We start from the raw sequence: 20,453 nt of genomic DNA, 5'->3' as shown, positions 1-20,453 counted from the left end.
GTTTTTATTTCTGGTTTTACTGTCGGTTGGAATTTTCGGGGAATTTTGGGAATGGATGGATGAGTGGGCTTCGCATGAATCCCCTTATCGATATGCTGCTGCGTTTTATCATTTCACATTTCAAGAATTGCTCAGGTTGTTCCCTTCAATTAAGAATGCTGTAGCTGGTTCAGGGATCACGCCCTATCAAAACTTAAATTGGGTTTTAGGGATAATCTTGATGCTGGTTGCTATAGGCGGGAGTGTCAAAGGGGGGGTTATTGCCCATAGATATTTGGTCGATAAACAAGTTCACAAAAAAGTGTACTACGGGTATCTAGCCCCATTTGCCCTAAGCTGTGTTCTTTTCGTGGGTAGTATCGCTACATCATGGCTTTTTGCGTAACTATATGTTTATTTTAAAAATAAAAAATATACTGACTATGTATATCTTTAATGTTCTACACATGGTAATCTAGCTTTAGTTTAGTGTATATCTTTAATGTTCTACATGGTGGATTTATGACTAGAATAGTTATGGTTGGGAATCGCAAAGGCGGTGTTACAAAAACGACTACTGTTGTTAACTTAAGCTATGAGTTAGCTAATAGAGGTAAAAAAGTGTTGGTCATTGATTTTGATGGTCAAGCTAATGCCACTGAGTATTTTACCAATGGGGATGAAGAATTTTACATAGGTGATGCTTTACTCAATCGCAAATTTGATATTACCACTGCGATATATCCTGCAATCATCGATGGAGAAAAACAGGCTAACTTACATATCATTCCCGGCAGAAGCGGGGACGTTATGACTAAGTTAGATATGGATATGATCTCACTGCCACGCCGGGAAGAACGCTTGATAGCTCACTTAGCCGCAGTGAAGCATTTATATGATTACATTCTTATCGATACTAACCCGGGAACGTCTGTACTAGGGTTGAATGCGATTATGGCCGCTGATGAATTTATTATCCCTACCTCATATAGAGAAAAATCTATCCAAGGTATTGAAATGTTTTTGGCGCATATTGAAGAAGTTAAATTTATCGATGAATCCGAAATTCGCTTTACTATTTTACGTACTTGTCTGCGCCGAGCTTCTAAACGTGAACTGGCCTATGGTGACTCTAGAATTGGCCTAACGTGGAACGGCAGAGTTGCGGACACCATAATTTGGGACAAGGTGGTTTTCGGTGATGCTGAACTTGCTAACCTTCCTGTTTCTAAATTTGCTCCTAGTGACGCAGGGGCGGCGTACTACAAAGATTTTGCCAAGGAGTTTGATAGCTATGAACAGTAATTTAGAGCGGATTGCCGAGTTAAAAGCTAAAGCTAAATTGTCGCCACAAGAGAAAGGAGAGCTGGCCGCGCTAGAACGCGCTGAACGCAAGTTAGCTGCTGCAAGCAATAAAGAGCCTCTGAAAGCAAGGTCAAACACATTCGGGACGGTGGCTACTACAAAGATCACACCAAAACCAATTCGGTTCCTTGATACGGAGCTGACAGCCTTGGCAACTCGAAGCGATACGCTTAAGGCAAATTGTGCAGATCTTATTATCGACCAGCTGGGCAGTCTGCGAGAGGTTAACACTACAAAGTTGATCAGAGCGGGTCTAGTTCTGTTGATGGAAGCGGGGGATGAAGAAGTTATCCGCGCAATTAAAGACGTTCAGATGAAAATGGTTCAAGGGAATTGATTTTATGTATAACATTAATGTTATACATATCTAGGATGGTTAGAGCGGTATCTCACCACCGCACTAACCAGTAACACACTTAAAACTTTCGGGGTAAAAAATATGTCACAGCACGACTATACATTAGTTGCTAATACTCGTCTAATCGATTTGCGAAACCTGCCTATTGAGCTGGTTCAGCAATGGTTATCGCTTAAAGATGCATGGACACAGAAACAATTTAGGCGGTTCTTAAGATAACCATTCCTAGCAGTGTATAGCTTCAATGTTATACGCTGCATTCTTTTCTTTATAAGTTTAGCCCCCAGTACAGGGGGCGGCGGCTCAGACGCTGTTCACCGTGGAATCCAAGCCGTTAACTATCACATTATCAGTAAAACCTTACCATTTCATTTGATTTATCCCTTTATTGTATTTGTGTAATAATGTAATGTATTACATAATTACATTACATTATTACATTAAGGGTTAAGTATGATTGATAAATCAGAAAAGATTACACAAGAGTTAGTGTTCGACTTAGCTGATCGCTTAACCGCTCAGGGGGTTGAACCAACAAATCTACGTATACGCGAATTAAACGGAAATAGAGGGAGTCTGACTTCGATCACTCCATTGTTAAAGGCTTGGCGAGAGCAGCGTACCTCACAAGCGATTGAATCCTTACCTGATATGCCTACTGATCGCCTTTTAGGGCTTTTACAGCCTGTTTGGGCTGAATTGGCGCGAGAAGCACAAGCGTTGTTTAAAGCCGAACAAACGGCCTTTGATAATGCGAAGAAAAGGCACGATGCCGAGGTGACAGGCTATATCGATGAAATTGACCGCCAGAGTAATGAAATAGAGAGTGTGAATTTAACTCTCAGCCGTGCCATTGAAGAAAACCAAGATCTTAAGCATCAATTGGCGGCATTATCTGAGCGTGAACGGCAACAAGTTACGCAAATATCAAGTTTGCAGCACGATATTCAGTTGTTGAAGTCGGCAGCTGATGAAAGTAACCGGGTTAATGCAACGCTGAAAGCTGAGCTCGCGGCGGCAAAAGTAGAGCTGACCTTGGCTAAAGAGTCTCTTACCTTGGCTAAAGAAGCCGAACAAGAAAAGGCCGTTGACTTGCGGGTTGCAGAAAATCAACTCAATGGCTTAAAAGAGCAACTGGGGTTTGCCAATCAGCAAATTACGGATCTAAAACGTTCACTTGAGTTAAGCGCGCAGACCAATACCGAGCTTGAACAAAAAAATGCCGTCCTAACTAATACAGCCAATAACGCCGAGCGTAGCTTAGCTGAATTAAAGGTTTCATTGCTTAACGCCAGTGAGCAATTAGCCCAGGCGAATAGCCGTGCCGATATTGCCGAGGGTAAGCTGAGCGCGTTGACCTTAAATGCTGCTCAACAAAAGCACGGTAAATCAAAGTAAGAAAAAATCAGTGTATATCATTGATGGTATACATAGGCGCTAGAGCTGGCCTAGCTCGTTTAAGTCGGGGCTTTTCGGGTAGCTCTTTTAAGTTGGTGTAAGTCTTTATGAGCTTGGTGTTTTGGCTGTGGCTCGTTTGGGTATACTTAAGTTGGCTAGTATAAGGTTTGGGGTTGAAATTTTTCCTTAGTAAGAGTATTAATTGATTTGGCTAGTTCCTGCCGAATAGGCAGCTGAAAATAATCTCAATGAGATCACTCAGAAAAAAGTTGTTTACCTGCCGAATAGGCAGTTTGTGAAATGAGAAAGCGGAGCCCCTAGGTAGGAGTTCCGCTTTTTTATTACCTTCTCCGTGCCCTTTTAAAAATCACAATTAAACACTTGTGTTTATAAGCGTTTTTGCTTACAATTTATTTAAGTTAAATTCAACGTGAAAAACATCATGGCTAGTAAATTGAAAGTTGAGATTGATCAGTATGGTCAGACTTACGGGGCGTATATCTACAACCAAGAGTTAGGATCTGGCGAGTATATTTTGAAAAAGATTTCAAGAAGAAAATACTACCCTGATGTGTTGTCTCGAAACCGTTCAGAAGAATGTATTCTCGATGCTATTAAGAATTATAAGGCTGAACTTGCAGCAAAACTCGAAGATATAAAAATAAAAGTTCAATTTGAAAGATAAAGACTAACTTAGGGGAGAGTGGCCTTGAAACAGCAAAAATTTCCAAGCTCAGTAATTAAAGTTGGTGCAGTTCTTTTTCAAGTGACAGCCTACTATCACGATGGTAAAACATGCGTAGATGTTGACGAATGGCATGTAAAGAGTATTCGCAAGAGGCGTGGTTCTCAGACTAAAAACGGTTTTAATGTGCCTGTATATTTGAGAAATGATCAGGTTTACGTTAACCTCATTGCTAAAATTGAAGGTGTAACGTGGGTGCGCTTGTCTCGCAAAGTTGGTGATATAGGTTGGAGTCCATCTATCCCGGCAAATTTCAGGAAACAATTTGCGGTAGGTCAAGAATTACCTTTAGGCATTTACACGACAAAGCTACAAGCTTTTAAATATGCTTTGGAATCGTCAATAAAATATATTAGTAATCTTAATATTAGGTTGGAATCGGAGTTGAATACTGTTGATAGAGAAGAATATGAGCAAGAATTGCACGAAGAACAGCTTATATTAAAAACTTTAAAGTCCCATATAACTCGTTTAAATAATAAATCAAAACTTAAGAAATAAAACGGCGGTGTTTATGTATATAGAACGTTATAGTGTGCCTTCTACGACCTACGGCGCGGCTGATGTGGTCAAGGAAAAAATAAAGGAAGCTAAAGGCATTAAATCAATCGTATTTGGTGCCCGGGATTCTGATCCTAATCGCTATGCAACTTCAATTTTATTGATTGCTGACGAGGGATCATACCTTTTTGATACGGCCAATCTCACATTGGAAAGAACTGAGCGTGAGCGAGAAATTTTAGGCATTTTCGAAGTAATTAAATCTGTGGGCGCTTTGGATAAAGCGGTATATATCCCAGCTAGAACGCCCAGTACAGATCACCTACCAGCGATTGAAGCTGCCCGGGTGCTTAATCATTTTGCGGTTAAACGTGTTTTCCCTGATTGGCGTGGTTTTGCGGCCATATATAATGAAAAATTTGAAATGTATTCAGTGGATTGTTATTGCTCAAGCCGTTGGCAAGGGCTATCAGAAAACCTCTGATTTACCCGCTTAGGAGTGAATTTTAGTGATTAAAACTATTATAGGGGCGGTTGGCCTAGTGCTTATATCGGCTGTTGTGTTTAATAGTAGTGGCGTTAAATCTTTCCTTAATGAGTCTAAGGGGGTTGTTGAAACCACCGAGGCCGGAAAAATGATTTCACTTTCATTTGATAAATCATTTTGGGGAGACACGACCACTTTAACTACCGATAAGGGGGTGTTTATTGTGAACGGGCTCGTTTCAATGATGACAGGTGAACCCTTGGTAATTAAAAAAACTCAGGGTGGAAAATCATTTTTATGTGTTGAAAATAATGATGTGTGTCATTTGCTTAATTAGTTTATAAGCACTTGTGTTTATAAATATATTTGCTTATAATTGCCTTATGTTCATTTGTATAGGCGTAAGGCTGTTATGAAATCAACTCAAGATCACTTCGATAAAGCTACCGAGCTATTCAATGCTGGCTTTTACAGTCAGGCCGCTAAGAAACGCGCTACCGATTACCTGAATCGTGCCTACGATTTGATAAAATCACAAATGCAGCATGAAATCCTTGAGCAAAGAAAGGCCAGCCCTGAACAGTTCGAGGCATTAACAGACTTGTATTACTCTGTGCCTAACCTTCATCACTGGAAAGAAAAACACGACACTTTGTTTTCTTGTTATCCCTTGCACGTAGCACAAATTAAGATGCTTATAGAACTGCGTGGGGCGATTAAGGGCGCAGAGATCATCACTGTTGAGAGGCCAGAAATTGAGGTAAAAGCCGAGCAGGTTAGAAAAACCATCGCTGAGGAAATGGCGCTGAGAAAGCAGCAATATATTGAAAATTTAGACCTTGCTAAGTTGTTTAACGGCTTAAGTGTCTCTGTTAATGCTCACTATGTTAATCATCACCAAGGGACTGTATACACTCGCTATTTTTTCTACCTCAATGGTAAGCTAACATCATTAAACATGATCATGGCCGTTGCCTACGCTTTTGAAGAAACCACTAAGTAAATGGATAAGTTTGAAATGAAAGCATATACATCATTCCTAGGTTCTTCGGTTGATAAAGAAATTCAAGTGTTGCGTGAGGTCAAACAAAACATTGTTTCGCTTGACTCACTCACCACAGCTCAACAAATCATGGCATCGATAGCCTTTGATAAGCCTGAAATGCTCCCTAGTCATTGGCTTGATAAGCCTCGCGCAAAGTTGTTTAAAAGGCTGAGTATTGAACAGCGTTATGCAATTAAACTCTACCTTAAGCCTTATATGAAATATGTGTATTGTTGGCTCAAGGAGTTGTTAATAATAGCTCCTATGTTGATTGTTCCATTTTTATTTTACTTTTCTTCATTATATTTTCTTGGTGTTTTTGAAGCAAAAGATGCTAACGACCCGTTTGCAAATTATTTGGATTCATATACTAAGTTGTGGAGTTGGTTTTTTTCGTTTTTTATGTTAACTGGGATTTGGGTGTCAAAGTTTTTTGTATTTGATTCTAAGTTAAGAATTATTGATATTGTTTACCACTTTTCAATATCAATGGCATTGCTATATAGCGCCTTTAATTCTTTAGATAATCTTCCTGTTATTATTGTGATTGTTACTGAGATTGCGGCCTTAAGGTTTATTGTTGAGTCGGAAAATAAAGATAATTAAGCTATTGGGGGGATTATGGGATCACACGCTAACGAAAAAAACTGGATGGTGATCGGCTACAGCAAGACAGAAGGGGAATACCCGGTACGCCTTAACATCACTAAGGCCGAGGCTCTTGCTCTTGCTGAAAAGAACAACCAGAGCAAGCCTAAGTACCCTGATGTTGCTCGTTGTATGACAAGTTCGGAAACGGGGCGTGATAATGCGGATTAAGCCGGGGGGCGGTAAGTGGCTGTTGGCCGCGCTGTTATCGGGTTCTGTCGCGGGGGGGATTTGTCTCTTTGTTGGGCTCCCACAGATTCTAGCTAATGTCATTCCCTTTGGTGTATCAGCTGCGGTATTTTATGCGGCTAGAAGTCAATGGCTGCAATAGCGGGAATAAGTCTGTTAATGATAAAGGATGATATATGCTTTTAACTTATGTTCGATTATTTCTTTTCTTATGTTTGTTTAGTTTAATCGCTGGAATAACGATAGCAGTTAAAAATGGTAACTATTCTTTTTGGTTTATCATTATGTTTGTTGTTAATGTTTTATTGTTGTATGCAACATTTAATTTCGAGGCTAACAACAGTGAAAAGTCAGCATGGCAAATGAGAAAATCAGAAGTTGCGCCTGATGCAGAGCTGATAAACGTTGAAGTCCGGGCTAAAGACGGCAGTAAAAAAATGATTTGGAGAGTACGCCCTGATGCTGTTGATTTCACTGATAGCGCGAGCGAACCTGTAATCAGTTTTATGATTGTAACGTTACCCGCCCAAAGTGAGCCCTCTAATTGAAGGTTGCCCGAATTTACATGCGCGTAAGCGCCGATGACCAAGACCTACAGCGTCAAGAGCGCCTTATCTCCGATGCAAAGGCGGCGGGGTACTATGTGGCCGGGGTTTATAGAGAAAAAGCCTCGGGCGCTCGCTCAGACCGTCCAGAGCTGCTACGCATGATTGCGGATTTGCAGCCGGACGATGTGGTAATTGCTGAAAAACTCGACCGGATTAGTCGTTTGCCGCTGCTCGATGCTGAAAAGCTGATCCAGAGCATTAAAGATAAGGGAGCCAAGCTATCAATCCCGGGACTGGTTGATTTGTCTGAGCTGGTTGATGATGCGAGTGGGGTTGCCCGAATTGTTTTAGATTCAATCCAAAGCCTGTTGTTGCGCTTGTCGCTTCAAGCGGCGCGGGATGATTACGAACTGAGGCGGGAACGTCAAGCGCAGGGCATTGAACAGGCCAAAATGAAAGGTCTTTACGAAGGCCGAAAACCCAATCAGCAATTGCATCATTTCATCATTGCGTTGCGTAGCGCGGGTGACTCAATTTCTCTCACGGCCACGAAAGCCGGTTGCAGTGAAGCTACGGTAAAACGTGTCTGGAAAGAGCATGTGAAAACGATTAAAAGTCTTGAAGCAAAGGAACTGGATTAATGGTCTTTATCGATCAAAAAACGTTTAGTGAGTTAGATTGGCATTGGGTTCGTAAGTTTAGAGCAAGTAAGTGTATCGATACGTTAGAGATCCAAGCGTCCGGCGCTGAAAGAAAAGTTTCTGAAAATTTAAGTCTCTCATATCAAGAACGTTCGGCTAATCTGTCATCAATTAACACTGCATATTGTTTCCGAGAATTAGAGCTGCAAGGATTCTAAAAAGGGCGATACCCGCGCTTCTCCGGGTTCGCTAACCGCTCATCCCCTTCGGGGACTAAAGCCCTACATATCGCTATCGCAAAAGCCGCAAAAGCACACAGTCTCGCTCAGAGCTAGGCAAGTGTGACTAAGCGGCGCTCGTTTCTTTCGGTGTCATGTTTGCCCCAGGATTATCCCTATCGTTTATCGCTTCCGTTTGATCTGTCGCAGACCACAACCCGCCCGGCAAGGGTTCGCTGCGCCGCTTCGCGCCCTTGTCAGTCAGAACGATGGTAAGCGGCCAGAACGTCAGGCGAAAACGAAGATGATAATCCCAAACGGAGCAAACCAGCCATGACACACTCAATCACTACTCTTGCAAGTCTCACTAAGCCTATCGCTGAACAAGCCAGCAAAGAAGCTAAAAGCAGGCTCTCCAAAGACGATATTCAAAAGAACACCATAAAAGAAGCTGTGCCTGTGTACGACTTCCGCAATGCCATTGATAGCCTGTTTGATCAGGTTAATGTCCATTATCACGCTTGCGTGGGAAGTGGGGAAATTGCGGACTTTTTAGCGCGGTTGAAGCGCAATCATACAAGGCTTTTAGGGTTGACATGCAAAAGGGCTAAACCTTGCGACTTTGAGCAATATGAACGCGCTCTAGCAGCTGCTGAGGCATGTTATCCCAAAGCAGAAGCTAGACTCGCCCAAGCCAAAGCAAAGGAGGCTAAATAATGTCTCAGAACCAACATTTGCAGTTATTAGATAACACCTTGACGTTTATCAATACTGGCACTTATGCCACTGTTGAGGAAGCTATTGCATGTGGTGCGGCGTATGTGAGTGCCGATATTTCCGCACTTGAAAGCTATACCGATGGTTTTAGAATCCCTTTATATGATCTTCAAGATACGTTAAATGCGTATTCTGAATGCCTTGGACACAGTGATATTCGTGGGTTTGTACTCACTTCCACGGGGTATGTTAGTATCAATGATCTTGATTAATTTTGCTTTATATCAAGCAGATAGATTAATTTAAATATTTACACCGCCCCAAAGGGGCGGTATAATCTTTTTGTCGGTCGGGAATAGTCCATGACCTCAAACGGAGATTAGTCCATGTTTACAGCAAATCAAGAAAGCGAAGCGGCCAAGGTTCAAAGAGTAATGGCTTGGCTGGGTGATATTTATGTCACTAATGGCGTGAATGCGTTAACACCATCGCACTCTGACAAATTGGCGCTCACAGAATTGTTTTATCGCCATGCTGCGGGTGATTGGGGGGATATGGCAGAGGCCGATAAAAAATTAAATGACGATATGCTTGTTAAGGGTGGCCGAGTGCTTTCAACGTGGAGTCTTGGGGCTCAAAAGATTTTTATCATTACCGAGCCAGATAGAACTCGCACCACTGCAATGTTGCTAAATGATTATTTATATGGTCATTAAGGCTTAATCGTTCAAGAAAGCGCACTCAATGAGTGCGTTTTTTGTTTGCCGCTTATGTAGAACATTAAAGATATACATATTTATTGATAAAGTATTTACACCGCCCCGATGGGGCGGTATAATCTCTTTGTCGGTCGGGAATAGTCCATGACCTCAAACGGAGATTAGTCCATGAACTCATACTATAAATTTGCCCCTAACGTCTTTGTTGCAAAATGTCGCGAAAAACATCAAAAAGGTGATGTTATTCCAGTCTGTTCTAAGCACGGCACAGAAAGGGATCATATTGTTTTTAACTTTTTGGGCAGCAGTGTTAACGGCGAATTTCATTATTATTCGATAGTTCGGTCAGATGGTTATAACGCACAGGAACACGCCAAGGCCAAGGCCGCAAAATATGGTGATTGGGCAAATAAGGCGGCTGTTAAAAGTGATGCGTGTGTTAGTGCCGCTATGGAAGGGCATGAGTTTTTATCGCTCGGTGAGCCTATCAAAGTCGGGCATCACAGCGAAAGTCGCCACCGTGCGCTTATCGCTCGAAATCATGCTCGTATGGATAAGAGCATAGAGTTACAAAATAAAGCGGAATCCCACGCATCCAAAGCGGCGTATTGGGCGAGTAGAACGGACGTTATAAACCTATCGATGCCTGAAAGTCTTGAGTATTTCGAGCATTTACTAGAAGTCGCACAGGATAAACACGCTGGCCTTAAGTCGGGTAAATATCCAAAGCGTCACTCTTATTCGCTGCAATATGCCAAGAAAGAAGTTAACGAGTGTAAGAAAAAATTAGAGTTGGCCGTTAAGTTATGGGGCGAACAAGAAGAATAAAATAATCGTTTACACCGCCCCGATGGGGCGGTATAATCTCTTTGTCGGTCGGGAATAGTCCATGACCATTTTTAAAAGGAAATATCCTATGTTTTATCGTGTAGCTACTGGAGGTTTCTCTGATTCTGTCGAATCTTGCCGTGGTGACTTCGGCTTAGTGCTGGGTCGTCATAATGATTCTTATGCGGCCTCTCAAGCGGCATTTAAAGGCCGTACCTCAAGCAATGCGCTTAAACGCATTGAACAAACTGTGATTGAATACAATGGCGACAGCCTAAAGGTCGATGAAAACCACCGTGAAATATTTTGGCTGCTGTACCGTGATTTAAGAGCTGGCGTCCAAGCTGCTCGATGCGCTGATGTGATTGAAGCCATTCGCACGGGGCAAAAGTCTGACGAGGCATGTGCTAATCTCCATTGTTTTGACGAGTTTGGCGCGGATATGTCCTTTGATGATTGGTTTGCCAAGTTTGAAAAAAGCGCGTTAGAACTGCTTGAAGAACGCGATTTTAACCGCCAAAAAATGGCCGAAATGAAGGCTAAACAGGCGAGCGTGGTTGAATCCTTTCAACAGGCCGCATCAGAGTACACCTATTCATTCCCTGCTGTGAAAGGGATTCAAGCCAATAAAGAGTTTTACATTGCCCAAGTGCCGTTTAAATACTTGGTTAAATTCTTCACTTTCGCGGATGAAACCCTACCCGCTGAACTACGTGCGCAGCGTGTCGTTAACCCCGCTCATGCGCGAGATATTGCTGATTATGTTGTGTCTAACCGTGATAGCTACGTGCTGCCCAGTCTCACAGTAAGCGTTAACGCTTCTATGGTGTTCGACCCGCTTAATGTCGGTGGCTTGGCTGATCGCCTTGGGGTTCTGCGAATCCCTGTTGATGCCACGTTGTTGATCAATGACGGCCAGCACCGCCGTATGTCTGCGGAAACATTTATTCAATTAGATAAAACGCTTAGAGACGAAACTATCCCTGTGGTGTTTTACTTTGACGAAGGGCTGGCACGGTCAAAACAAATGTTTGCGGATCTGAATGCTAACTTATCTAAGCCCAGTGCTGCGATTAACGCGCTCTATGATCTTCGCAATCCGTTTAACCGCTTTGTCCTCGATGCGCTAGAGCGTCATCCAGAGATTAACGCTCTGATTGATAAGGAAAGAACAACCATCGGCGCGAAAAGCGTTAAATTGTGGTCGCTGGTGCATTGGAAAAAGTTTGCTGAGAAATTACTCGGGGTGAGTGAGGCGGGATTTGCAAACCTTCCTGAAAATGAAACCGAGGCTATGGCTAAGTTTTTCGATACCGTGGTAGGTAACATGCAGCCGACATTTAGGCTTTTAGATAGAGTGGTTACAGGGGTTATTTCGCCTGAAACCCTCAGAACTGATTTTATCATTGGTCATGCTGTATTTTTGGAGTCGCTAGGGCTGGCCTTGAGTGGTCTTGCTGATGAAACCGCTTTATTTACGCTCGATGCCATGAAGTCACTATCTTCTCTTGCATACAATAAAGATAATGATCTTTGGGCTGGTCGCTGTGTTAAAGCTGATCGCATGGTTAAGAATAACGATAGCGTTAAGCTCACTGCGGCGCAGCTGCGCCGAACAATGGGATTAGAGCTTTCTAATAGCATGATTGAAACCAGCTTGCGTCACGGTTTAGATTACTAATCTTCAATAAGAACGGGAGCCGCGCTGCGGCTCTCCTTCATTCAACATTAAGAGATTGGCTTATGAGTGAGTCTGTATTGCCGTTAACTATCGCTGATTATGCGCCGTTGCCCTGTGTCCTGCATAAATTTGAACCGGGTTATGTGCCCCCCGGGGCGGCACAAGTGAAACAGCTTAGGCTGCTAATGGGGTACTCTCAGGCGCAGCTGGGCGTGTTGCTAGGAAAGGCCATTTCACAAAAAGGCTGTGATAAGGTCTATAAGTGGGAATTGCCTGAAACGAGCAAATATCATAAGCCCATTGAATATTTAGCATGGCGTCAAATGCTTTACTGTGCTGGGCTGGCGTCCATTCAAGATGACATTGCGATTGCGGACAAATATAAAGAGATCCTAAATGCACAGAACTTGTAGCCCCCCAAGGGGGAACCCGCTCTATTTCACACGCTCACAGGTTCGCTAGTGAAACTAAGCCCTCACAAGTTCGGTCTTAGCCCATTCGGGTAACGATCGGGGCTAGTTAAGCAAAAATCAAAGGCTTTCACTGTTAATTGCCAAGTGCCTCTACGTTGTGACGTTTTTTGCGTCATGGCTTCCCGTTGCTTCACATCTACGCACTCGCTAGTCGTTCACTTTTGCTTAGTCACAACCTGAATCGCAAGGGTTCGCTGCGCCGCTTCGCGCCCTTGCCATTCAGAACGATGCCACGCTGCAAGTACGACTACAGGCGAGGACGAAGATGATAACGAACCAACAGGAGAAAGCGCCATGACACATTCAACTTACCCAACTACAGGCACTAAGCAGTTACCAGCGACCAGCGTATCACCGCTGGGGCACTCAGGCTCCAACAAAAATGATATTCCCGCCGAAATTATGGCTCTCTCGAAATATCAAGGCTTGAGTCGTATGATTGCTGACACCAAAGCGAATATTAGTAACTTACGTAATACCTTAAGCAAGCGACACTATCACGCAAATTATTTAGCCCAATGCAATGAAAGCTTAAAAATATATGAGCAGGAATTGATCAAGCTTGAACTCGCTAGCGAGGTGGCCGAGCAATTGAAACCTAAGCGAGTGCCTATATCACAAGAAGATTTTAACAAAGTTGCCGAGGTTGCCGCCAGAGAAGGGCAGTTAAAACGGCGGGACGGTGAATTTGGGGCTGAGTTTGCCATTTTCCTTAACGGTCACTTGATGATGATTAGTCAAGTTAACAGCGAAGATGAACGGGAATTTTATAAATATTTCTAGTTTCATTAAAGGGAAATGTTAGCCTATAGGTTAATATTTCCCTTTGTGCTAATTCTATCCAGTGTTATAATGCTTGCAGTAACAGGGAGTTTTTAATGTTTGAATTGATTTTTCATCCAGAGGCCGAAGCAGAGATCTTAGCATTGGCTAGTAACGTGCAAGGTAAGGCACTTCGGGCACTGGCAAAGCTAGAAGCAGAGGGGCACCAACTGCGCTATCCTGACACCGCCCCGATAAGGGATGGTTTGTTCGAGTTAAGGGCAGGGGGGAAGGATATTACCCGCACCTTTTTTGCGTTTAGCAAAGGGAAACAAATCTATATTTTACGGACGTTTGTTAAGAAAACCGCTAAAACGCCACCGTCAGAAATTAAACTGGCATTATCAAGATTGGAGCAATTGCTATGACCACTAAAGTAAAAGGTGTTTCATTTGCCGATGTGAAAGCTAAAGCATTCAGAAATCCAGAAGTGCTTGAGGCGTACTTGGCAGAACAACGCAAAGATGAATTAAAGGCGCTTTTGGCTCAACTGCGTAAATCTGCTGGGATCAATAGCGCACAAGTAGCGGCCAAAATGGGCGTGACCCCTGCCACTGTATCTAAGCTAGAAAATCGCGCTGATAGAGCGAGCCTTGAGACATTAGAACGCTATGCCGCTGCCTGTGGCGCGAGCCTTCAAATCAGTATTCAACAATCACCAAACCATGTATAACAGTAAATATATACATTAAAATAATTGTTTACACCGCCCCGCTGGGGCGGTATAATCTCTTTGTCGGTCGGGAATAGTCCATGACCCTAAACGGAGATTAGTCCATGTTTTCAGTTGAAGAACAACACATTTTGGCTCAAGCCGCTGAGATTATCCGCTCTAAACTTATTTATACCCCTGTTTTTACTAATCCTGACTTAGCACGGGAGTTTTTACAAAATCAATTGGTTGCTCGCGAGCATGAAGTTTTTGCAATGTTGCTGCTGGATAGTCAGCATCGTTTAATTCAATTCGTTGAGTTGTTTCGCGGCACGATTGATTCCGCCAGTGTTTATCCTCGGGAAGTAGTTAAAATCGTGTTGCAGTATAACGCTGCTGCGGTCATTTTCGCCCATAATCACCCGTCTGGCATATCCGAGCCAAGCCAAAGCGATAGACGTATCACAGGGCGGTTAACTCAAGCGTTAGCGACAATTGATGTGGCTACATTGGATCATTTTGTCGTTGGGCGTGATTCTGTTACCTCGTTTGCTGAACGTGGCTGGCTCTAAATGACACTGGCCGCGCTGCGGCCTTATTCGTTCTGTGGGCTGCAATGCAGCCCTAAACAACCAAAGGTAAATTTTATGGAAACTACAGCTCAATATTGCAATTCTGTGCCGCTAACAGTCGATGCGTTTAAAAATCGCCCATGCTCATTGCCAGCTTGTCATCCTGACTATGTGCAGCCAACCCCCGAAGAAGTTGCCGCGCTGCGTGTACTACTAGGGTTTTCGCGTGAAAAACTGAGTCTTTTTGGTAATGTGAAACTGTCTAGCAAAGGTAGCGGGGCGGTTCGCAAGTGGGAGTCGCCTTTAAATTCTACAGAGAACCGCCCTGTTAACTATGGCGTTTGGCGCATGATGCTTTATGCGGCTGGGGTTGCTTCCATCGATGATGATTTAAGAGCGTTGGATTTATAGAGGGCTAGGCTATGCGTTTTTTTGACGAATTGAAACAAGTGATGTTAGAAGGGAATGACCCTGAAACTATCGTTATTGCTACCGATGACTTTTGCTGTACCCGTAGCAGCAACAGAGCGAGCTTCGCATTTGAAAATGTGTTTGGCGATTATCGTTACCCTGTATCGCTTAATTTCTTGCCGTCAGGGGCGGTTAATGTCGTTGTTGGCGGGGGGCGCTCTCGGTGTCATGCGAATGATATTTTTATCATCGAGGACGATTCGGCTAATGATAATCCGACACTTGAACATTTGAAATTTTTGGTTGTGGCCGGAGGGCTTAACTTCAATGTTTCGGCTAGTGTTCACTCGCAGCTAAAAGAGCATCCAGAGTTCAAACAGCAAAAAAGCATGGTAGAGTATCAAAGTCAAAATCTTTAGTGATAACACCCTTTTGAAATAAAACCCCACTTAACAGGGGGTGTTAGGGTGTCAAAATGGTTTTGCAACACCCCCACTTAACAGGGGGTGTTAGGGTGTTAAAATGGTTTTGCAATACCCCCACTTAACAGGGGGTGTTAGGGTGTCAAAATGGTTTTGCAATACCCCCACTTAACAGGGGGTGTTAGGGGGCGTTGTGAAAATACATCGATTAATCCAAGGCCAAGTATCTGAAAAGCAATTTCAGTGCTTACTGCGTTTTACTAAGTTTAAAAGCGAGAAAAAGATCGATGCCTTGAGGGATTACTTGGTCAAAGGACTCGGCAAAACGTCTGCATTCACGGCTAATGATTTATCATCAAACAAGTTCGATGAAGCGTTAGCGGCGTTAAACGAAAAGTGGGCGGCACATCAAGATTTGATCGATGCGACCAATGAATTATCTGGCTGTGGCCAACATAGATAATACTGACTATGCTCGATACTAAAAAGTGGGGGAACCCTGCTGTTTGAGGGTTCCCACTGCTACCCATTACAACACAGTGACTAAGGTGACAATGACTGCACTAGCCAGTGCAAATATTGATGCAATCATGCTGAATTTGGCTAACTGCATTCCCTTTGCGCTTTCATTCGATAGAATCGTTTTAAACTCTATCAGTGAGCCATTAAGTGTTTTAGTTAGCTGGTTATTAAAACTATCAATTTGTTCACTGGTTGCGCGTTCTATATTGGCGCGGCTAGCATTTAACGCAGCCGAAATAACCTTTTCAGCCTTATCCTTAGATTCTTCACTCAATTGTTTCATTGAAAGCTGAATTTCTTCCTGAAATGCTTTTAATTGGTTTTCTTGTGCCTCAGTTGCTCTTTTAAGCAGCATTTCGTTTATGGTGTATAAAATCAGTATTGGATCGTTACGGCCAATAGTGATGTTATGGATTTTGGCAATGTCTTGAATGACGTTTTCTATATCTTTGTTCATACGATTGACGCCGCAGTGATTAACTTGAATATATCGGTTTTTAGCATTTTTAAACGCTGGCGATTCATAATCGTTAGTGATTCATCGTTAATCGCTTCATCAAATGTTTTTTTATCGCGCAGCATATCTTCAAAATCACGCCCAAACGTTTCTTTTTTCAGTGTTGGCAGCTCGATAATAGCCGATACTTTTTCTTTGTTAACTGTATAGGCTTTCATGTTCTCAAAAGATTTACCCTCAGCCTCAATCGCTCCCCAATAGGGGTTTAACCAAACAACAAAAGAGCAATTTTCAGGATATTGATTTACTAGAGAGACAAAGCCGTTCAACGTATCAGATAGAGCCTGACCGCCTGTAATTACTGTATGAATAATTAACTCATGGCCGAGTTCTTGGATAATGTCTGCTATTCCATTCTGAATAATATAGCTTGATAACGGCACAAAAGAGCTTGCGCCGTTATCAATTATAATATCATTTTCGGTTTGGGCGATTCTTTCAATAAGCGCGTCAAAGCTGCGAATATTGATTTCGTCATTTTCTAATATTTTAAATGTGTCTACTTTTAATGATTTGTAACTAGCAAAGGTGGCATTTACTGGATCGGTATCAATACAAGTCACTTTGTCTAGTTGAGCTGTTTTGTATTGAGCAATTAGCGAGGCCACTAATGATTTGCCTACACCGCCTTTGCCTTGCAGAACTAAATGGATTTTGCTCATAGGTTTACCTTAAATTAATTCGCTTTTTTGGGGTTCGGGATTAAATTCAAATGTTTTTGGTTTATCGGCTTGCACCTTCTTCGGTGCCTTAATTTCTTTAGGGGCAGGAGCCGGGGCTTGTTCATTGGCCGCTGATGTAGAAGCGGCGGCCGCTGTTCTGATAGGTTTTTGCTGGTACTTTTTCACATACCCGCGAAACGTGTCATAAGAGCACTTGAGCTTTCCTTGATCCGTCAGGTATTCATGGATCACTTTCAAGTTATACCCTGCATCAAGCGCCGCAAAAACTTCATCCGATACCGCAAGAAATAGCACCCACCCACCTTTGCGGCGGTTTTTGTCTTTTTCAGGGCGACTTGCAAACCATTGATCTATGCCACTGGTGCCTTTAACCATATAAATCTCTTTTCCGTATTTATCGCGTTTTTTGCGATCATTTATCACTGATTTTGATCTGATTTACTCCGTATAAGCTGCGTAGAATGCAGGTAAAACGGCGTTTTTACGCAGTTTATCACCCAATTTCTCAAGATCAAGCAATAAACGGAGTATGTACGTTGTTTGTGCAGGCTCAAACCTTGGTGTAAAATGGCTTTTAAAACGGGCAGGATGTGTAAAGTACATGTACCACGGCAAGCCGTGTCCATGACTTTACTTTTCACTTATTCGCACCCCTTCGGGGATGCTCAACGTGTCCTGCTCTGCGAGGCTTACTGACTACCGTCAGTTAAAAAATCAAGAGAATTTAGTGCCATGAATGAACCGACTTCAAAACCCAAAAATACATCTAGAAAGGGAAGTCAACGCATTACTGTTTATTGCCTCCCAGAAGAAAAAAATTTGATTGAAGAAAACGCAAGGGCAGCGGGTAAAACAGCGTCATCATATTTATTGACCGTGGGGCAGGGATACCAAGTCACCGGGATCGTTGACGCAGAACAAGTGCGCGAAATGGCAAAAATTAGCGGCGACCTTGGCCGCTTGGGGGGGCTTTTAAAATGGTGGCTAACTGATGATGCTAGAGTGGCAAATTTTACGCCCGAGACGATACGCACTGTGCTTTCAAAAATTGAAGATACACAAATTGAATTAGGTTCTGTTATGTCGAAAGTTATTCGACCACGATTAGAGCAAAATAAATGATTGCGAAGCATGTACCTATTAATTCATTAAAGAAAAGTGACTTTGCAAACCTTGTTAATTATATCACGGATTCACAGGATAAGATTGATAGGGTTGGTCAAATTTCATTTTCAAATTGTCATTCTAATAATTTAGATATGGCAATAAATGAAATTTTAGCCACTCAGCAAATGAATACTCGTACAACTAAAGATAAGACCTATCATTTAATTGTGAGCTTTCGTGCGGGTGAAAATCCGAGTAAAGATATTTTAAATGATGTAGAAAAAACTATCTGTAAAGATTTGGGCTTTGCCGAACACCAGCGAGTAAGTGTTGTGCATTATGATACTGATAACGTACACATGCACATTGCTATTAATAAAATCCATCCTGAAAAACTAACGGCTATTGAGCCTTTTTATCCTTATAAAACATTAGGGAAATCGTGTGCTTTCCTAGAAAAGAAACACGGCCTAGAAATTGATAATCATATTGGCCTTAAAATTCCTTCCGCTGGTAGAGCGAGTGATTTAGAACATCACTCAGGTATTGAAAGCCTTGTCGGATGGATTAAACGGGTTTGTTATGAAGATATAAAGTCCTCTAAGAACTGGGAGGAACTTCATAAAGTAATGGCTTTTAATGGGCTGGCTTTGCATAAAAAGGGAAATGGTTTTGTTATTGAGAGTATTGAATCAGGCGTGTTTGTTAAAGCGAGTACAGTTGATAGAACATTTTCTAAAGCAAATTTAGAGGCGAAATTTGGCGAGTTTAAAGAGTCTGATTTTGTCAGTGACAAAACTCGTTCTTATCAGAAAGAGCCCAAGCAAACACGAGTTGATACTAGCGATTTATACGCTCGTTATTTAAAGGAACAGGCCAGTAACAAGAAGCGGAAAGCATCAATGTTAAACGCTTCTAAACGTCAAAAACAATTTGAAATTGAAATGATTAAACGCTCTAGTAAATTAAAGCGAATAGTTATCTCATTGTCAGATAATTATCTAATGAGAAAGGTTCTCTATCGTCAAGCGAGCAAGTCATTACAGGATAATATTAAGAAAATAAATCAGAAGTACCAGAATGAACGGCTCGCATTAAACAAGAATAATCGCCGTCATACGTGGGCTGACTGGTTAAGGGAACAGGCCGAGGCGGGGAATGTTGAGGCATTGAACGCATTAAGAGCCCGGAAGGGTACGACCTTAAAAGGTAATACCTTCTCAGGCCAAGAGTCACGCCATGTAAAGAGCGGAGAGGTAGTCACTAAAGGGGGGGCGGTAAGTTACCAGAAGGGCATCGAGGCGGGAATACGTGATGACGGCCAACAGCTAAAAATTGCTCGAAATATTACCGCTGAGGGCGTTATTGCTGCGCTGAAAATGGCACAGGAGCGATTTGGTAACACGATCACCATTAACGGAACAGATGAATTTAAGACCCTCGCAGTTAAGGCCGCTGTCGTTGGGAATGTGCGGGTTACGTTTTCTGACCCTGAACTGGAAAAATTAAAACATAACTTACTATTGGGAAAACAAAATGCCGAAATCAAACGAAGAATTATTGCCGGACGAGGATTTGATCGCTCTAGCTATGGCGCAGATGGACGAAGAACTGCCAACCGAAACGAATTTAGACCCGGGGATGAGTTTGGTTACAGAGATCGACCCGAACAAAAGCCAGACCTTGGAGTATTTGGAACGAGAAGCGGCAGACCGCCTACCACCGGATATAACAGCGTGCGCTCAATGTCCAGCATCGATGTGGCAAGCATCATTAAGCCAAGTGCAGTGTTATTGCCGGGTGATGCACGTAATAACATGGACAAGCACAAAGAAAGACGAAGTGCTGACTCATTGCGATGGAATGTTTTTCACACCAAAATAACGCCTGTTCAAATGGCAGCGGCAGAATCCTATATCACTGAGCGTTTAGAGAAGAAACAGCAAGGGATCTCAATACCTGAGCATCGACCGTTAACCAATCCGACTAAAGCGGCTTATCTTGGCGCGAGAAATGTTAACGGAGTTCCGTTGATGCTATTTGCTGAACCTGATGGAGCCGTGGCCGTGCTACCTGTTAGCACGTTGAAGCAATTCAAAGTCGGTGAGTTGTTATCGATTAATAAGGATGGTTTGGTATCGAGGGCGAGGAAGGTTAAGCGTTAGTGAAAGGAAAGCGCCTAAACGGCGCTTTTTTGTGGTGGGG

The 20,453-nt window shown here is 42.7% G+C and carries 33 protein-coding genes; 29 read left to right on the top strand and 4 right to left on the bottom strand.

Annotation, left to right across the window (positions count from 1 at the left end):
* The 20 genes from L976_RS23445 to L976_RS00645 form a co-directional block, all read left to right on the top strand.
* Positions 1–385, top strand: a 385-nt coding sequence (locus L976_RS23445) for a hypothetical protein (RefSeq protein WP_047533128.1), incomplete at its 5' end; no start/stop codon positions are given.
* Positions 386–501: 116 nt separating this feature from the next.
* A complete protein-coding gene (locus tag L976_RS00735) occupies positions 502–1,284 on the top strand; it encodes a ParA family protein (RefSeq protein ID WP_047533125.1) in 783 nt (260 codons plus the stop codon).
* Positions 1,274–1,681, top strand: a complete 408-nt coding sequence (locus L976_RS00730; RefSeq protein WP_052183933.1) for a hypothetical protein — start codon at positions 1,274–1,276, stop codon at positions 1,679–1,681. Before L976_RS00735 ends, L976_RS00730 begins: the two co-directional genes overlap by 11 nt.
* Positions 1,682–2,155: 474 nt before the next feature.
* Positions 2,156–3,100, top strand: coding sequence for a DNA-binding protein (locus L976_RS00725; protein ID WP_047533119.1), 945 nt, complete (start codon positions 2,156–2,158; stop codon positions 3,098–3,100).
* 442 nt (positions 3,101–3,542) lie between these two features.
* Positions 3,543–3,785 (top strand): hypothetical protein, encoded by a 243-nt coding sequence (locus L976_RS00720; RefSeq protein WP_047533116.1) that lies wholly within the window; start codon positions 3,543–3,545, stop codon positions 3,783–3,785.
* Between the two features lie 24 nt (positions 3,786–3,809).
* Positions 3,810–4,346, top strand: coding sequence for a hypothetical protein (locus L976_RS00715; protein ID WP_047533112.1), 537 nt, complete (start codon positions 3,810–3,812; stop codon positions 4,344–4,346).
* A 13-nt stretch (positions 4,347–4,359) separates the two neighbouring features.
* Positions 4,360–4,830 (top strand): hypothetical protein, encoded by a 471-nt coding sequence (locus L976_RS00710; RefSeq protein ID WP_047533109.1) that lies wholly within the window; start codon positions 4,360–4,362, stop codon positions 4,828–4,830.
* A gap of 25 nt (positions 4,831–4,855) precedes the next feature.
* Positions 4,856–5,170, top strand: a complete 315-nt coding sequence (locus tag L976_RS00705; protein ID WP_047533105.1) for a hypothetical protein — start codon at positions 4,856–4,858, stop codon at positions 5,168–5,170.
* A gap of 75 nt (positions 5,171–5,245) precedes the next feature.
* Positions 5,246–5,836 (top strand): hypothetical protein, encoded by a 591-nt coding sequence (locus L976_RS00700; protein ID WP_047533103.1) that lies wholly within the window; start codon positions 5,246–5,248, stop codon positions 5,834–5,836.
* Positions 5,837–6,484 (top strand): hypothetical protein, encoded by a 648-nt coding sequence (locus tag L976_RS00695; RefSeq protein ID WP_047533100.1) that lies wholly within the window; start codon positions 5,837–5,839, stop codon positions 6,482–6,484.
* Positions 6,485–6,499: 15 nt separating this feature from the next.
* Complete coding sequence (locus L976_RS00690) at positions 6,500–6,697, top strand: hypothetical protein (RefSeq protein ID WP_047533096.1); 198 nt, start codon at positions 6,500–6,502, stop codon at positions 6,695–6,697.
* Positions 6,687–6,857 carry a hypothetical protein gene (locus L976_RS23045; protein WP_156143127.1) on the top strand — a complete coding sequence of 57 codons (171 nt, stop codon included), beginning with the start codon at positions 6,687–6,689 and terminating at the stop codon, positions 6,855–6,857. The genes L976_RS00690 and L976_RS23045 overlap by 11 nt, the downstream gene beginning before the upstream one ends.
* Before the next feature lie 34 nt (positions 6,858–6,891).
* A complete protein-coding gene (locus L976_RS00685) occupies positions 6,892–7,263 on the top strand; it encodes a hypothetical protein (RefSeq protein WP_047533093.1) in 372 nt (123 codons plus the stop codon).
* Positions 7,264–7,280: 17 nt separating this feature from the next.
* Complete coding sequence (locus L976_RS00680; protein WP_052183932.1) at positions 7,281–7,904, top strand: recombinase family protein; 624 nt, start codon at positions 7,281–7,283, stop codon at positions 7,902–7,904.
* Positions 7,905–8,455: 551 nt separating this feature from the next.
* The gene (locus L976_RS00670) at positions 8,456–8,839 is read left to right on the top strand and encodes a hypothetical protein (protein ID WP_047533086.1); all 384 of its coding nucleotides are present in this window, start codon (positions 8,456–8,458) and stop codon (positions 8,837–8,839) included.
* On the top strand, positions 8,839–9,111 hold the full coding sequence (locus L976_RS00665) for a hypothetical protein (protein ID WP_047533084.1): 273 nt from the start codon (positions 8,839–8,841) through the stop codon (positions 9,109–9,111). Before L976_RS00670 ends, L976_RS00665 begins: the two co-directional genes overlap by 1 nt.
* Before the next feature lie 114 nt (positions 9,112–9,225).
* Positions 9,226–9,555, top strand: a complete 330-nt coding sequence (locus tag L976_RS00660) for a hypothetical protein (RefSeq protein WP_052183931.1) — start codon at positions 9,226–9,228, stop codon at positions 9,553–9,555.
* A gap of 171 nt (positions 9,556–9,726) precedes the next feature.
* Positions 9,727–10,386, top strand: a complete 660-nt coding sequence (locus tag L976_RS00655; RefSeq protein WP_047533081.1) for a DUF3560 domain-containing protein — start codon at positions 9,727–9,729, stop codon at positions 10,384–10,386.
* 88 nt (positions 10,387–10,474) lie between these two features.
* The gene (locus L976_RS00650) at positions 10,475–12,067 is read left to right on the top strand and encodes a DNA sulfur modification protein DndB (protein ID WP_047533078.1); all 1,593 of its coding nucleotides are present in this window, start codon (positions 10,475–10,477) and stop codon (positions 12,065–12,067) included.
* Between the two features lie 62 nt (positions 12,068–12,129).
* The gene (locus L976_RS00645) at positions 12,130–12,480 is read left to right on the top strand and encodes a hypothetical protein (RefSeq protein ID WP_047533073.1); all 351 of its coding nucleotides are present in this window, start codon (positions 12,130–12,132) and stop codon (positions 12,478–12,480) included.
* A 215-nt stretch (positions 12,481–12,695) separates the two neighbouring features.
* On the opposite strand, the gene L976_RS23040 is transcribed toward L976_RS00645, so the two are convergent.
* Positions 12,696–12,836: a hypothetical protein gene (locus tag L976_RS23040; RefSeq protein WP_156143126.1), complete on the bottom strand. Its 141-nt coding sequence runs from the start codon at positions 12,834–12,836 to the stop codon at positions 12,696–12,698.
* Here L976_RS23040 and L976_RS00640 point away from each other — a divergent pair.
* The 7 genes from L976_RS00640 to L976_RS00610 all read left to right on the top strand — a co-directional run bounded on the left by L976_RS00640 (position 12,835) and on the right by L976_RS00610 (position 15,882).
* A complete protein-coding gene (locus L976_RS00640; RefSeq protein WP_047533070.1) occupies positions 12,835–13,323 on the top strand; it encodes a hypothetical protein in 489 nt (162 codons plus the stop codon). The two genes, L976_RS23040 and L976_RS00640, sit on opposite strands and share 2 nt — an antisense overlap.
* Before the next feature lie 95 nt (positions 13,324–13,418).
* Positions 13,419–13,730, top strand: a complete 312-nt coding sequence (locus L976_RS00635) for a type II toxin-antitoxin system RelE/ParE family toxin (protein ID WP_047533067.1) — start codon at positions 13,419–13,421, stop codon at positions 13,728–13,730.
* Complete coding sequence (locus tag L976_RS00630; RefSeq protein WP_047533064.1) at positions 13,727–14,035, top strand: helix-turn-helix domain-containing protein; 309 nt, start codon at positions 13,727–13,729, stop codon at positions 14,033–14,035. The genes L976_RS00635 and L976_RS00630 overlap by 4 nt, the downstream gene beginning before the upstream one ends.
* A gap of 104 nt (positions 14,036–14,139) precedes the next feature.
* Positions 14,140–14,586, top strand: coding sequence for a RadC family protein (gene radC, locus L976_RS00625; protein ID WP_047533061.1), 447 nt, complete (start codon positions 14,140–14,142; stop codon positions 14,584–14,586).
* 75 nt (positions 14,587–14,661) lie between these two features.
* Positions 14,662–14,997 (top strand): hypothetical protein, encoded by a 336-nt coding sequence (locus L976_RS00620; protein ID WP_052183936.1) that lies wholly within the window; start codon positions 14,662–14,664, stop codon positions 14,995–14,997.
* Between the two features lie 11 nt (positions 14,998–15,008).
* Positions 15,009–15,416: a hypothetical protein gene (locus L976_RS00615; RefSeq protein WP_052183930.1), complete on the top strand. Its 408-nt coding sequence runs from the start codon at positions 15,009–15,011 to the stop codon at positions 15,414–15,416.
* Positions 15,417–15,612: 196 nt separating this feature from the next.
* Entirely contained in the window at positions 15,613–15,882 is a 270-nt protein-coding gene (locus L976_RS00610) for a PapB/FocB family fimbrial expression transcriptional regulator (RefSeq protein WP_047533058.1), read from the top strand.
* A gap of 66 nt (positions 15,883–15,948) precedes the next feature.
* Here L976_RS00610 and L976_RS00605 read toward each other — a convergent pair whose 3' ends face one another.
* The 3 genes from L976_RS00605 to L976_RS00595 are packed head-to-tail and all read right to left on the bottom strand — an operon-like array spanning position 15,949 to position 17,516.
* Positions 15,949–16,398, bottom strand: a complete 450-nt coding sequence (locus L976_RS00605) for a hypothetical protein (RefSeq protein ID WP_047533055.1) — start codon at positions 16,396–16,398, stop codon at positions 15,949–15,951.
* The gene (locus L976_RS00600; protein ID WP_047533052.1) at positions 16,395–17,120 is read right to left on the bottom strand and encodes a nucleotide-binding protein; all 726 of its coding nucleotides are present in this window, start codon (positions 17,118–17,120) and stop codon (positions 16,395–16,397) included. Before L976_RS00600 ends, L976_RS00605 begins: the two co-directional genes overlap by 4 nt.
* A gap of 9 nt (positions 17,121–17,129) precedes the next feature.
* Complete coding sequence (locus L976_RS00595) at positions 17,130–17,516, bottom strand: TraK family protein (RefSeq protein WP_052183929.1); 387 nt, start codon at positions 17,514–17,516, stop codon at positions 17,130–17,132.
* 357 nt (positions 17,517–17,873) lie between these two features.
* On the opposite strand from L976_RS00595, the gene traJ reads away from it, so the two are divergent.
* Together traJ and traI are read left to right on the top strand one after the other, a co-directional pair.
* Positions 17,874–18,263 carry a conjugal transfer transcriptional regulator TraJ gene (gene traJ / locus L976_RS00590; RefSeq protein ID WP_047533050.1) on the top strand — a complete coding sequence of 130 codons (390 nt, stop codon included), beginning with the start codon at positions 17,874–17,876 and terminating at the stop codon, positions 18,261–18,263.
* Positions 18,260–20,413, top strand: coding sequence for a TraI/MobA(P) family conjugative relaxase (gene traI, locus L976_RS00585; RefSeq protein WP_047533047.1), 2,154 nt, complete (start codon positions 18,260–18,262; stop codon positions 20,411–20,413). The genes traJ and traI overlap by 4 nt, the downstream gene beginning before the upstream one ends.
* The last annotated feature ends 40 nt before the right edge of the window (positions 20,414–20,453 follow it).

The organism is Shewanella sp. ZOR0012 (assembly GCF_000798835.1).
Taxonomy (GTDB): domain Bacteria; phylum Pseudomonadota; class Gammaproteobacteria; order Enterobacterales; family Shewanellaceae; genus Shewanella; species Shewanella xiamenensis.
The sequence above is the reverse complement of the archived record's forward strand: the minus strand, read 5'-3'. Positions and strand labels throughout refer to the sequence as shown.